This window comes from Frondihabitans sp. VKM Ac-2883, assembly GCF_015350875.1.
Taxonomy (GTDB): Bacteria; Actinomycetota; Actinomycetes; order Actinomycetales; family Microbacteriaceae; genus Frondihabitans.
The window spans coordinates 60,844-73,878 of record NZ_JADKSF010000006.1; the positions used below are offsets into that span (position 1 = coordinate 60,844).

The following is a 13,035-nucleotide window of genomic DNA, read 5'->3' on the forward strand; positions in this document are numbered from 1 at the left end:
GCGCGCCGGGTCGGTTTGGCCGAAACGCGTCGCACAGCAGCGCCGGGCTACGATCGCGGAATGCACCGCACCCGCGCCTACCGCGCCGGCGAACTCGTCGGCGAAGACTTCGCCATCGACGACGTCAGCGACTACCTCGAATCTGACGACTGCATGATCTGGGTCGACTTCGTGAATCCGACGAAAGCCGACATCGACAAGGTCGGCGACGAGATGAACCTGCACGAGCTCGCGATCGAGGATGCCCTCGAGCCCAGCCAGCGACCGAAGCTCGACCGGTACGAGAACTTCCTGTTCGCGGTGATGTACAACGTCGCCTTCGATCAGGACTCGGGCACTATGGCGACGCACGAGGTCAAGGCGTTCATCACCAAGCGGGCGATGGTCACGATCCACGACGAGGGATTCGACGCAACCCAGCTCATGAAGACCTGGGACGACAACGAGGACCTCTCGTCGAAGGGCGTGGCCTTTCTCGTCTGGGGGCTCCTCGACCGCATCGTCGACAACCAGTACGACACGGCCGACGCCCTCGACGACGCGATCGACGGGCTCGAGGAGAACCTCTTCGACATCAAGCAGCAGACGATGGAGATCCAGCGCCGGTCGTTCGCCCTGCGCAAGAGCCTCGTGACGCTCCGCCGCGTCGTGAACCCGATGCGCGAGATCCTGAACACCCTGCTGCGTCGCGACGACACCAAGTTCGCCCCCGACATGGGTCCGTACTTCCAGGACGTGTACGACCACGTGCTGCGGGTGATCGAGCAGACCGACAGCCTGCGGGACCTCGTGTCGACGATCCTCGACACGAACCTCAGCATCCAGAGCAATCGCATGAACCTGGTGATGAAAAAGGTGACGAGCTGGGCCGCGATCATCGCGGTGCCCACGGCAATTACGGGGTACTTCGGCCAGAACGTGCCGTTCCCCGGATTCGGGCACGAGGGCGGCGTGATCTTCTCCAGCATCGCCATCGTCGCGGTGTCGCTGACGCTGTATGCCTCGTTCAAGCGGCGAGACTGGCTGTAACAAGCCATGTAGCGTTCACTGATACGCCACATGCACGATCTACCGTGGCGCCATGATCCGCGTCGGCATGAGCACCTCCTGCGCCTTCCCCCTCGGCCTCGCCGAAGCCTTCTCGCTGTCGCGCGAGGTCGGCTTCGACGGCGTCGAGATCATGGTCACGAACGATCCGGCGACGCACCGCGCGTCTCGGATCCTCGAGCTCTCTCGCGACACGGGGCAACCGGTCCTCTCGATCCACGCACCCGTGCTGCTGCTCACGCACTTCGTCTGGGGCCGCGACCAGCGAGTCAAGCTCGAGCGGTCGGCCGAACTCGCCCGCGAAGTGGGTGCGTCGACGGTCGTCGTGCACCCGCCGTTCCGCTGGCAGCAGGGCTACGCCGAGGAGTTCCTCGACGTCGTGCGCGCGGTGGCCTGCCGCTACGAAGTCACCGTCACCGTCGAGAACATGTTCCCGTGGAAGATCGCGGGTCGGTCGATGAAGATGTACGCCCCCGGCTGGGATCCGAGCCTGATGGACTGCGACGCCGCCACCCTCGACTTCTCGCACGCCTCGCTGTCGGGCCGAGACTCGCTCGAGCTGGCCCGGGCCCTCGACGGGCGTCTCCGCCACGTGCATCTCTGCGACGGCTCGCGCGTCTCGGACGATGGCGGCATCTTCGACGAGCACCTCGTACCCGGCCGCGGCAAAGAGCCGGTCGCCGCCGTGCTTCGGGAGTTGGCGGCACGGGACTGGTCGGGATCCATCATCGCCGAGGTAAACACGAAGAAGGCAGGATCCGACACGGTCCGGCTTGCACTGCTCCGCGAGACGCTGGCATTCGCTCGCGTGGCGCTGCAGGAAGGCCGCACGGCTGCCGCCCCGCGCATCGAACTCGCCCGCTAGTCGCGCCTTCCTTTCGCGCCCTGGCGAGTGCACGAAAACGGCCCCCGAACCGTAGTTTGGGGGCCGTTTCTGCACTCTCGGCGACTCAGCGCCGTCGTGCCAGTCGGGCTACTTGACCGTCACCGACAGCGTGGAGCTGGTGCTGGAGGCGATCTTGGGCGTCGCCGAGAAGACGACGTGCAGCTTGTGCGTGCCCTTCTTCAGCGAGACCGTTGCCGACCCGGTGCCGGACGCGATCGTGACCTTCTTGATCGACGTCGTGCCGTCCTTGATCGTCGCGGTGCCGCCGACCGTGAGGCCGGACGCCTTGACCGAGACGGTGACCTTCTTGGCCGAGTACTTCAGGGTCGTGGTCGAGGGAGCTTTGGTGACCGTGACCGCCGTGCTCTTCGACGCCGAGTCGGATCCTGAGTATTCCGAGTCGTTCGCGAACGACGCCGTGATGGCGTGGCTGCCGATCGCGAAGGTCTTCGGGAGCGTGAGGCTGGCCTTGCCGTTGGTCGCGGTCGCCGTGCCGAGCTTCGTGGTGCCCTCGAAGAAGGTGACCTCGCCGCCCTGCGTGCCGATTCCGCCCGAGACGGTCGCGGTGACAGTCACCGGCGAAGCCGAGCCGTATGCCTGCGACGACTTCGAGACGCTCACCGTGGTGGTGGTCTTCGGAAGCGCTCCGAGAAGCGTGAAGCTGTCGACGAGCGAACCGATTGCGGCCGGGTCGGCGGTGGCCGTCGGCTGGAGCGTGACGCCGCAGCTCGAGACCTTGCCGTTGACGACGGCCGAGTTCGGAGCGGAGCAGTCACCGGCGCGGACGGTGTCGACCTTGAGCTTCGAATCGGTGACCGACACCTTCGTGTAGGTGCGGACGTGCTCCTGGTTCTCGACCGAGTTGGCCCAGTGGCGCTTGCCGGTGGGGTCGAGCGGGTCGGCTCCGTAGCCGCCCTGCGTGGCGTCGGGCGTGGTGAGGTCGTAGTACTTCGAGCCGGAGGCCGAATTGGCGGTCACGTAGATGACTCCGCCGGGGCCGGCGAAGACCTCGGGGGCTGCGGGCTGCTCAGCCTTGTTGGCCTTCTTGCCGTTCTTGATGGCGTAGCTGCGCGAGTAGCTGTGGTCGTGGCCCTGGAGCACGACGTCGACGCCGAGATCCGAGAACGCCTTCGTGAAGTCGAAGCGACGCTGCTGGTTGTCGGTGTCGTTCGCGTGGTCGGCCGGCGAGTAGATCGAGTGGTGGTAGACGAGAGCCGTCCACTTCGCGTCGTCGCCGTAGCGGTTGATGACGTCGCGGACGTAGCTCACGTGCTGAGCGTCGGAGCCGCCCGAGTAGGCGTTCGAGTTGATGTCGATGAACAGGACGCCCTTGTACATGTACCAGTAGTCGCCGCCCGAGGTCGTCGTCGTCGCGCCGCCCGGGTAGAAGTCCGGCACCTTGAGCGAGTTCGGCACCTTGTTGTGCTGCTCGTACGACTTGCCGCCCACGTCGTGGTTGCCGATCGTCGAAGCCCAGGGGTACTGCTTCAGGATGGACGAGCTGTCGGCGAAGGCGCCCCACTCGTACTCGTTGTTGGCGTGCTCGATCTGGTCGCCGCCCGAGACGAGGAGCTCGGCGTTCGGCGTGTTCGTGGTGGCGTAGTTGAGCGTCGCAGCCCAGCCGGCGCCGTCGTCGTCGGTGAAGCCCGACGAGCCGATCTGCGGGTCGCCGAAGAACAGGAAGTCGAAGTCACCCGAGAAGCTCTTCGTCGTGAACGTGTACGACGTCGACCAGGCGCTGCCGTCCGCCGCGCCGACGCGGTAGGTGTAGCTGGTGTTCGGCTGCAGGTCGGAGATCGTCGCGTGCGCGTTGATGTAGCCCGACTCCGCGGTGATGCCGGGGATCGACTTCGTGTTCGAGTCGGTGGTGCTCGTGTCGGCAGCCGTGTTCAGCGCCTTGCTGGCGGCGATGGTCTGCGCGGCGGAAGTGAAGGCGCCGCCGGTCATCTCGCTGGTCTTTTGAATCACGAGCGACTGGTCGACGTTCGTCGGGAAGTACCACGAGGCGATGCGCTGGCTCTCAGTTGCGCCGACGCCGAGCAGAATGTGGATCGGCGCGCCAGTGGCCGAGATGTTGCTGGTGGGGGTGTTCGTGGCGGCTTCCGCCTGGCTGGTGCCGACGAAGGAGGCGCCGGCGAGCAGCGCTGCCCCGAGGAACACCCCGCCGACACGGAGTGAGGTCGATCTGCGCCGGCTGGCGGCGACTGTGGTGAAGCTCATGCGTGTGGTCCGTTTCTCGTGATCAGAGGAGGTCATGCACGAAAGACTTTGCCGAAGCCGCACAAACGATAAGTAAACGCTGAATGGCCTTCTTGCACGGAACGCAGGATCCGGCCCGGCCGACCTCAGCCCGCGGCCACTCTCTCGACGAACCAGATCATCCCCATCACGAACACCCCCGCCGTGACGATGCCGGTCACGACGAGTGACGCCCGGTGTGCCCGCTTGCGGAGCACCGACAGGGGCGGGAAGACGAGGACGATGATCGCCAGCTGGACCGCTTCGATTCCGACGTTGAAGATCAGCAGCGAGATGAGCAACTGCCCCGAGAACGCCTCGTGGATGCCCAGGGCTCCCGCGAAGCCGAGCCCGTGGATGAGGCCGAACGCGAAGACGACCGCGAGTCGGGCCCAGCCGGCACGATCGAGGGCGAAGTGCCCTGCCGACGCTGGCACGACGAGCTCATCCGCGCCGGAGCGACGACGCCAGAGCCGCCACAGATACCACCCGGCGACAGCGGCGATCGACAGGGCGATGAGCGGCTCCACGACGATCGACGGCGGACTGACGACGCCGAGAGCGGCGAGGATGAACGTGATGGAGTGCGCGACGGTAAATGCCGACGCGGCCAGGACGACCTCCCGGAGCCGACGCGATCCGGCGATCAGCGCGACGAGGAACAGCAGGTGGTCGATGCCGCCGAGCAGGTGCTCGGCCCCGAGGCGGAAGAACTCGCCGAACCGCTGGAACGAGGTCTGCTCGGTCGAGAATGACTTCTGCCCCGCGTCGAGGGTCGCGGATCCTTGTTTCCCGTCGACGGCGTAGACCACGATCGTCTTGGTGCCTGTCACGAACGTCTCGCTGTCGGGAAAGAGCGTCGATGTGAGCGTGTGCCCGCTCTGGGTCTTCGACGGGGCGGGGCAGCTGTAGTCGACGACGAGGTTCGCGTAGGGCACCTCGTCCTGGAGGTCGACGGTGACGTTCTTCTGCAGTTCGGCGGTGCACTGCTCGCCGCCGGCCGCCCTCACGCTGAACCGCTTCGACACGTAGTCGGCCAGGGCGTCGTGGTTCTGCTCCGCCGCCTCGACCATGCCGGGATAGTCGCCGTCATCCCAGGCCTTCTGGCCCACGCGGTAGAACGCGTCGTCGTTCTCGCTGGTGCCCACTGACACGAGCATCAGGTCGTACTCGAGGGCGAGCTTGGCCTGCACACGCTCCGGTTCGGTCGACGAGACATGCGCGTACACGACCGACGAGAAGCCGTGAGCGGAGGCAGCCGAAGCGCCGACGAAGAGGGAGGCTGCGAGGAGGGCGAGAAGGAGCAGGGCACTGCTGAGACGGGTCACTGGCAAGACGATTGCGCGTGCGGGTGGACGGGAGGGGAACAGCTGGTGACCGGACCGCAGACAGATCGACGCTCGGCCCTTCGGCGCCCGACCGTCGTGATTGCATTGTGGCGATCACGCACCATCACACGTCGGGAGATCTCGTGAAGAGCCGCGCATTCCTTGCCCTGGGGCCGCTCGCCGTCACCGCGGCGCTCCTCCTCAGCGGGTGCGGCAGCGCGCTCTCGCCCACCGGGATCGACTCGTCGACCGCCGCCGATACGGCGCCGACTGCCACGAGCTCGGCCTCGGCGCTCGGTGCCGGGTTCTACGATCCCGACAAGCCACCCGCACCCGAGGGCACGCTCCGACCCGAGCCCGGCTCGTGGGACGACGTGCACCCGCCCGCCGGGTACCGCGTCGTGCTCCTCTCGAGCGGCGACGACGCCCCGACGCGCACGCTGATCAGCTCTGTGAAGTCGTGGGCCGCCTCATCCGACGTCACGGTGACGCCCGTCGTAGCTTCCTCCCTCGACGACCGGCTCGCTGCCGTCACGACGGCGATCGAGAAGAAAGCCGACCTCGTGATCAGCGTCGGCAACGGCATGGTCGATCCGCTCGCCGCCCTCTCACCGAGCGCCCTGCATCAGCAGTTCCTCGTGCTCGGCGCTGAGATCGCCGAGCCGACCTCGAACGTCACCGCGGCTGACTGGACCGGCGCCGGGTTCCGCGGCGAGGGACTCGGCACGCCCAGCCACTACGACGCCTCCACGTTCACCGACGACCGAGCGGGCCGGGCCCTGCGCGCGGGTATCGCCGCCGTGCTGAGCGACCTCAACGGCACTGTCGTGTGGGTGCGCTAGCGGATCCTGAGCTCTAATCGCCCCTCGCGGGTCGAGAGACAGCTAGAAGGCGACCAGGGCCAGGATCGACAGGGGCAGCATCACGACGGTAAGCACGAGGCCGGCGAGGATGAACCTCTTCCACGGCACCTCGACGTCGAGGGCGGCGAGTCGGCCGTGCCACAGCAGCGTCGCCAGCGAGGCCCACGGGGTCACGATGCAGCCGAGGTTCACGCCGATCAGGATCGCGACGAGACGCAGCTCCGATCCGCCGACCGGCTCGAGCGCCAGATAGGCGGGAAGGTTGTTGACCGCGTTCGCGGACAGGGCGGCGCCGCCCGAGAGCCGCAGCAGCGAGCCGAAATCGTCGCCGGTGCCCACGAGGTCGCCGAGCAGCCGGGCGAGCCCGAGCGCCTGGGCCGCCGCCACGACGAGGAACAACCCCGAGGCGAACAGCAGCGTGCCCCACGGCACCAGCGTGAGCTTCAGCGCGGCCCGACGTCGGATCGCGAAGGCGACGACGAGCACGAGAGCCGCGTCGGCCGCCGGGATCCACACCTCGATCCCCGAGACGAGGGCGGGCACGAGCAGCACGACGACCACGGCGGCGACGATGAACAGGGGGCGGTCCGAGGCGGGTTCGGACGACACGGCGGGAAAGCGGCCCGACAGCTCGCGGCGGTAGCGGATGGCGATGGCGATGAGAGGGACGAGGATCCCGACCGCCGCCGCGGGGCCGACCAATGCCGCGTACGAGAGCGGAGCGGGGTTGCCGAGCGCATGCACGGCCAGCAGGTTGGTCAGGTTCGACACCGGCAGCAGCAGCGATCCGCAGTTTGCGATCCAGATGGCGGTGAACGCGAACGGCAGGGGCGACGCGCCCACACGCCGGGCGACCAGGACGACGACCGGCGTCAGCAGCACGGCGGTTGTGTCGAGCGACAGGAACACCGTGCAGAGAACGGCCAGCACGACGACCAGGAGCCAGAGCACCCACACCCGGCCGAGCGAGAAGCGCGCGGCGGCGCTCGCCAGCCAGGAGAAGAGGCCGGCTTCGGCGGCGAGGTCGGCGACGATCGTCAAGCCAATCACGAAGCCGAGGACGGGGGCGACTCGGTCGAGGAGTTCGAGGAGGGCGGAGGGCGACAGGACACCGGTGAGCGCGGCGACGATGCCGACCACAGCGAGACCCGCGCCGATGAGGGCTGTCTTCATGAGAATTGAAACCCTAGTGGGTTGCAGTGACATGGACGGACAGCGGTGATTGGGCAGGACGGGCGTGGGTCCGGGTACGCTCGGAATTCCTCGACTTTAGGAGTACTGCGTGCGCAAGTTTCTTTTCAACGGAGCCATCATCAGCGCGGCGTTCAGCGGCTTCAGCGCGCTGAAGGCCACGAAGAGCGGTCCGCGTGACTGGCGCCTCGTGTTGCTCTGGGTCGCCTGGGCCGCATCGACCGCGATCGCGGTCGGCAACGTCGTCGACGCGGCCAACGACGCCGACTGATCCGCACGAGCGAACCGACGCGGTTCGGCCGAATCGACGTGGCGCGCCAGGTCGGTTCGGCCGGACCGCGTCGTTATGCGGCTAGACCTCGTCGCGATCGATCACGGGAATGGACGTCGTGAACAGCGCGGCTCGGTCGGCGTCGGCGTTTTCGCCGGTGAAGAGGGCCGACTCCCCCGCGGTCGACTTCGGCTTCGTGCCGCGCGGTGTGGCCTCCTGCTCGACCATCTGCACGCGGGTGCGCGGCATCGACTGCGGACTGTGCTCGTGCATCCACGAGATCAGCTCCTCGCGCACCAGGCATCGCAGGTCGAACAGCGAGGCCGAGTCGACCGCCGACACGAGAATGCGCACGTGCACGAAACCGCCCACGGCATCCGTCACCTGCAGCACCTTGACACGCTGATCCCACAGCTCGGTGGAGTCGAGGATCCGGTCGAGCTCCTGTCGCATCGATCCCGGCGTCACTCTCCAGTCGAGGTCGAAGTCGACCGAGCCGAGCAGCTCCGAGTTGCGCCTCGTCCAGCTCTGGAACGGGGTCGTCGTGAAGTACGTCGAAGGCAGCACCATGCGGCGGTCGTCCCAGATGTGCACGACCACGTAGGTGAGGGTGATCTCTTCGATGCGGCCCCACTCGGTCTCGACCACCACGACGTCGTCGACCCGGAGCGCATCGCTGAAGGCGAGCTGGATCCCGGCGAAGACGTTCGCGAGCGTCGACTGGGCCGCGAGACCGGCGATCACCGAGACGAGGCCGGCGCTCGCCAGAACGCTGGCACCGACTGCCTCGACGCCCGGGAAGCCGAGCAGGATCGCGCCACCCGCGATGATCACGATCAACGCGACCGTCAGACGCCGGATGATCAGCACCTGCGTGCGCAGACGCCGGGCGACCCGGTTGTCGGGCTGATCGAGACGGTAACGGGCGAGCCCGAGGTCTTCGAAGAAGATGGCCAAGGATCCGATGAGCCACGCCACGACGACGATCAACAGGCACCGGAACACCTGGGCCACGATCTCGTGCCCCTGGTAATTCGGTGCCACGTCGTCCATCGACAGCGAGAACGCGATCCACACGAGGGCCACCAGCAGGGTCACTCGGAACGGCCGACGCACCCGTGTGACGAGGCGCGACGCCCACTCCTCCCTTTTGGCGACGAGTGTGAACACGAGGGAGACGATCGCCGACACCACGAGGGCGATCACGACGGCCGCGGCCACGGACAGGACGGGCTGTAACCAGGTCATCGACCCAGCCTACGGAGTACTAGATCGAGCGAGGGCGCAGCCGCAGAGCCTCGAGCGCCAGGCCGCGAGTCGCGTACGTTCCGACGAGCTGAGCGGATGCCAGATGTACCCCACGGAGGGCGGCGAAGCCGTTCCACTGGGAGCGGACGTAACCGAGCACCTGGCCGGGAACGGAGACCTGCGCGAGGTCGTCGGAAAGGGCGCGAGTGCTGATGGAGACGGGGCGGCGGGGCCGGTCGAGGGGAGCTAGTGACACGCTCATCAACCTAGTGACGGCGTCTTCGAGAACACCCGGGTTTTCCGAGACGATTGCCGGGTTGTCACCCGGTGCCTGCTGAGAACCACCCCGCGGATCCTTAAATGCCGACTGGCGCTCAGGTCAGAAGACTTGTAGCGTGCCGCAATGACGACCCCCACCACGGGGGGCACTGGCTCCCCGAAAAACGCAGCCGGCCCCGAGAGCACGCCGAGTGACGAGTTCGTCGCGCAAGATTTCTCACACGAGCAAGAGGGCTTCCACCAGGGCCTGAAACCGCGCCAGCTGCAGATGATCGCCATCGGCGGTGCGATCGGCACGGGGCTCTTCCTCGGCGCCGGCGGGCGCCTCGCGACGGCGGGCCCGGCCCTCGCGATCGTGTTCGCCATCTGCGGGGTGTTCGCGTTCTTCATCCTGCGCGCGCTCGGCGAGCTGGTGCTGCACCGCCCGTCGTCGGGATCCTTCATCTCGTACGCCCGCGAGTTCTTCGGTGAGAAGTTCGCCTACGCGGCCGGCTGGATGTACTTCTTGAACTGGGCGATGACCGCCATCGTCGACACCACCGCCGTCGCCCTGTACCTGCAGTACTGGAGTGCCTTCACAGCGGCGCCCCAGTGGCTTCTCGCGCTCATCGCGCTGGCCGTCGTGCTCAGCCTGAATCTCGTGGCCGTGAAGGTCTTCGGCGAGATGGAGTTCTGGTTCGCTCTCATCAAGGTCACGGCCCTCGTCGTCTTCTTGATCATCGGCGTCGTCTGGCTTGCCGCAGCGTTCCCTGTCACGCAAGACGGCAACAGCATCGACACCGGTCTCGCCGTGCTCCGAGACAACGGAGGCATCCTCCCGAAGGGTCTGCTGCCGGCCGTCCTGATCATCCAGGGCGTCGTGTTCGCCTACGCGGCGATCGAGCTCGTCGGCACGGCTTCCGGCGAGACGCAGAATCCCGAGAAGGTCGTGCCTCGGGCGATCAACACGGTGATCATCCGCATCGCCGTCTTCTACGTCGGCTCGCTCGTGCTGCTCTCGCTCCTCCTCCCCTACACGTCGTACAAGGCGGGCGAAAGCCCGTTCGTCACCTTCTTCGGCAGCCTCGGCAACCCGCAGGTGGGTGAGATCGCCGGCTCGATCATGAACTTCGTCGTGCTGACCGCGGCCCTGTCGAGCCTCAACGCCGGTCTCTACTCGACCGGTCGCGTGCTGCACTCGATGGGCATGAACGGCTCCGCACCGAAGTTCACGACGGTCATGTCGAAGGGCGGAGTGCCCTACGGCGGGATCCTGTTCACCGCGGCGATCACCCTTCTCGGCGTGGGGCTCAACGCGATCGTGCCCGACCAGGCGTTCGAGATCGTGCTGAACGTCTCGGCGCTCGGCATCGTGACGGCGTGGGCGACGATCATCCTGTGCCAGATGAAGTTCCGCCAGTTCGTCAAACAGGGCAAGGCGAAGGCACCCACCTTCCGGATGCCCGGTGCGCCTTACACCTCGTGGATCACCCTGGCGTTCCTCGTCGCAGTGCTGGTGCTGATGGCCATCGACTGGCCGATTGGCACCATCACGGTCGCCTCGCTCGTCATCATCATTCCGCTGCTGATTCTCGGCTGGTTCTTGCAGCGCGACCGGATCCTGCAGATCGCCGCGATCCGCGAGGGCGTGACCGGCCCCTTCCCCATCACCGGACGCGACCCGGGCCAGCAGGCGAAGCGCGACGGCGACTAGCGACTTGAGCCCCGTCTCCGAATTTGAAGGAGAAACGCCGCTCGGCCGACGACTTCATGCCGATCGGGGGGCCGTCGCCTCGCGTTTCTCCTTCAAATTCGGGCGGGGCGGCGGGTCAGGTGCGGGTTGCGCGGCGCCCCGACCAGAAGTGCCCGACGGCGGGTGCCAGCAAGAGAAGCAGCAGTGCATAGAGCCCGATGACTGGAAACACCACGGCGATCAGCATCGACAGCACGAGCAGGCAGGTGAACACCACGGCCGTCGACACCTGCAACCGGGCGATCGTCTCCGGGTTGCCGAGCCCCGGCGTGTGCACGAGCAGCCAGTCGAGAACGGCCGCCGCCCCGCTCGTCACGATCATCGTGCCGATATACAGCGCCGAGATCGACGGCTCCCCCGACGAATTCGACAGGATATTCGCCGCGAACGGCAGAAAAACGATCGAGGCGAGCCAGACCAGGTTCACCGTGACGATGCGGTGGTCGTAGGCGATCGCGAACTCGAAGACTCGATGGTGCGCCGACCAGAATCGACCGATCACGGCGAAGGTGATCGCGAAACTGGTCAGGGCGGACAGGTGATCATGGAAGAAGGATCCGAGGCTCTCGCTCTTCACCTCGCCTGCCAGATCGACGAGCGGCAAGATGAGCAGCGTGATCGCGATCGCCACGGTGGCGTCGGAGAAGTTCACGAGTCGATCGAGGCCGCGTTCGGTTCGCACTTCCATGGTCGAACCCTAGCCCTGGTCGCGGGGCACCCGGTCCTCCTTCAAATTCGAAGGAGAAACGCCGCTCGGCCGACGAATTCATGCCGATCGGGGGCCGCTACCTCGCGTTTTTCCTTCACATTCGGGCGGGGCGGGTCAGGCGTCGCGGGGCACCCCGGCGATGATCGAGGCGTAGTCGCCGGCCTTCCACTTCTCGTAGTCCCAGCAGCGCACGAACTTCTCCCCCGCGTCGACTCCGCGCCGGTACAGCACCTCCTTGTCGGCGGCCGACAGATCGAACTGAATCGAGGAGTACCCGGTCGTGTCGACGAAGACGGTGCGGGAGGCGAACGAAGGATCCGCGACATAGACGCGATCATGCGCACCGATCAGGGTCCGTGCGACCGACACCGCGAACGCGAAGATCGAACGCGCCTCCCTGGGTTTCTCGGCGCCCGCCGCCTCCCGGGCGGACAACTTGATGCCGAGGGTCGGCCAGCGCGCCGATCGCCCGTCGTGCCGGTCGAAGATCGCGATCGGGTAGTTGGAGAGGAGCCCGCCGTCGACGACGAGGGCACGGCCGAGCCGCCTCGGCCGGAAGAAGAAGGGAATCGCCGCGGACGCGGTGACGGCATCGGCGACGAGCATCGTGTCGGGGTCGAGGCCGAGCTGGTCGCGGACGTCCCACGGCACTTGCAGCATGCGGCCGGCCGAGACGTTGGAGGTGACGACGACGAGCCGGTAGCGGCTAGCGGCAGGGAGGGCGCTGTCGGGATCCTCGTCTCTCAGATCGGCCCATGTCGTCACACCCTTCGCCGCGAGCTTGTCCGCGATCCACGCGTGGAGAAATGCGGTCCGGTACAGTCCGCGACGGAACACCAGGCCGAAAGCGGCACCGACGGTAGCGCCCCCGGGAATGACACGCCAGGGCAGCGGCAGATCGCGGAAGCGGCGGAAGTCGAGCTCGTCCATGACGGTCTTGAGCTCTCCGACCGAGTACCCGGCTGCCAGGAGCGCGGCCACGATGGCTCCGGCACTGGAACCGGCGCAGCGCTGGAACACGTAGGGGTCGTCCCCGGACTGGAGGGCCGCTACCGCGCCGACCAGACCGGATCCTTTGACTCCCCCACCTTCGAGAACGAGATCGGCCATTGGCATGGGCTGACGATCGCCCACAGCTAAGGATCTGTCAACTGCTGGTCGTGTGAGAGCAAGATCGACGGGGTCTTCCTGCGAATCGCATGCATGCTTGTGCACTCGGTGCATCGATGCACCTAGTGTGAAC

Annotated in this window: 12 protein-coding genes; 5 read left to right on the top strand and 7 right to left on the bottom strand. The window is 66.8% G+C overall.

The features are described from left to right. Positions 1–60: 60 nt before the first annotated feature. Entirely contained in the window at positions 61–1,029 is a 969-nt protein-coding gene (locus ITJ49_RS12130; protein ID WP_194605667.1) for a magnesium transporter CorA family protein, read from the top strand. A gap of 52 nt (positions 1,030–1,081) precedes the next feature. Beyond that, the gene (locus ITJ49_RS12135; protein ID WP_194605669.1) at positions 1,082–1,912 is read left to right on the top strand and encodes a sugar phosphate isomerase/epimerase; all 831 of its coding nucleotides are present in this window, start codon (positions 1,082–1,084) and stop codon (positions 1,910–1,912) included. A gap of 108 nt (positions 1,913–2,020) precedes the next feature. Here the strand turns inward: ITJ49_RS12135 and ITJ49_RS12140 are convergent, their stop codons facing one another. Both ITJ49_RS12140 and ITJ49_RS12145 read right to left on the bottom strand, forming a co-directional pair. Further along, positions 2,021–4,153, bottom strand: coding sequence for an Ig-like domain repeat protein (locus tag ITJ49_RS12140; protein WP_194605671.1), 2,133 nt, complete (start codon positions 4,151–4,153; stop codon positions 2,021–2,023). A 125-nt stretch (positions 4,154–4,278) separates the two neighbouring features. Continuing rightward, entirely contained in the window at positions 4,279–5,499 is a 1,221-nt protein-coding gene (locus tag ITJ49_RS12145) for a HupE/UreJ family protein (RefSeq protein WP_370544498.1), read from the bottom strand. A 143-nt stretch (positions 5,500–5,642) separates the two neighbouring features. Between ITJ49_RS12145 and ITJ49_RS12150 the strand changes: the two genes are divergently transcribed. Further along, entirely contained in the window at positions 5,643–6,341 is a 699-nt protein-coding gene (locus ITJ49_RS12150) for a hypothetical protein (RefSeq protein WP_194605675.1), read from the top strand. A 42-nt stretch (positions 6,342–6,383) separates the two neighbouring features. Here the strand turns inward: ITJ49_RS12150 and ITJ49_RS12155 are convergent, their stop codons facing one another. Continuing rightward, entirely contained in the window at positions 6,384–7,568 is a 1,185-nt protein-coding gene (locus ITJ49_RS12155) for an SLC13 family permease (protein ID WP_194605677.1), read from the bottom strand. 76 nt (positions 7,569–7,644) lie between these two features. Between ITJ49_RS12155 and ITJ49_RS12160 the strand changes: the two genes are divergently transcribed. Next, positions 7,645–7,824 (top strand): hypothetical protein, encoded by a 180-nt coding sequence (locus tag ITJ49_RS12160; RefSeq protein ID WP_055958951.1) that lies wholly within the window; start codon positions 7,645–7,647, stop codon positions 7,822–7,824. A gap of 81 nt (positions 7,825–7,905) precedes the next feature. Here ITJ49_RS12160 and ITJ49_RS12165 read toward each other — a convergent pair whose 3' ends face one another. Both ITJ49_RS12165 and ITJ49_RS12170 read right to left on the bottom strand, forming a co-directional pair. Further along, a complete protein-coding gene (locus ITJ49_RS12165) occupies positions 7,906–9,072 on the bottom strand; it encodes a mechanosensitive ion channel family protein (RefSeq protein WP_194605679.1) in 1,167 nt (388 codons plus the stop codon). A 19-nt stretch (positions 9,073–9,091) separates the two neighbouring features. Continuing rightward, positions 9,092–9,328, bottom strand: a complete 237-nt coding sequence (locus ITJ49_RS12170; protein ID WP_123944545.1) for a hypothetical protein — start codon at positions 9,326–9,328, stop codon at positions 9,092–9,094. 147 nt (positions 9,329–9,475) lie between these two features. On the opposite strand from ITJ49_RS12170, the gene ITJ49_RS12175 reads away from it, so the two are divergent. Continuing rightward, positions 9,476–11,044 carry an amino acid permease gene (locus ITJ49_RS12175; RefSeq protein WP_194605681.1) on the top strand — a complete coding sequence of 523 codons (1,569 nt, stop codon included), beginning with the start codon at positions 9,476–9,478 and terminating at the stop codon, positions 11,042–11,044. A gap of 115 nt (positions 11,045–11,159) precedes the next feature. On the opposite strand, the gene ITJ49_RS12180 is transcribed toward ITJ49_RS12175, so the two are convergent. Together ITJ49_RS12180 and ITJ49_RS12185 are read right to left on the bottom strand one after the other, a co-directional pair. Next, positions 11,160–11,771, bottom strand: a complete 612-nt coding sequence (locus ITJ49_RS12180; RefSeq protein ID WP_194605683.1) for a TMEM175 family protein — start codon at positions 11,769–11,771, stop codon at positions 11,160–11,162. 135 nt (positions 11,772–11,906) lie between these two features. Beyond that, positions 11,907–12,908: a patatin-like phospholipase family protein gene (locus ITJ49_RS12185; RefSeq protein WP_194605685.1), complete on the bottom strand. Its 1,002-nt coding sequence runs from the start codon at positions 12,906–12,908 to the stop codon at positions 11,907–11,909. Between the last annotated feature and the right edge of the window lie 127 nt (positions 12,909–13,035).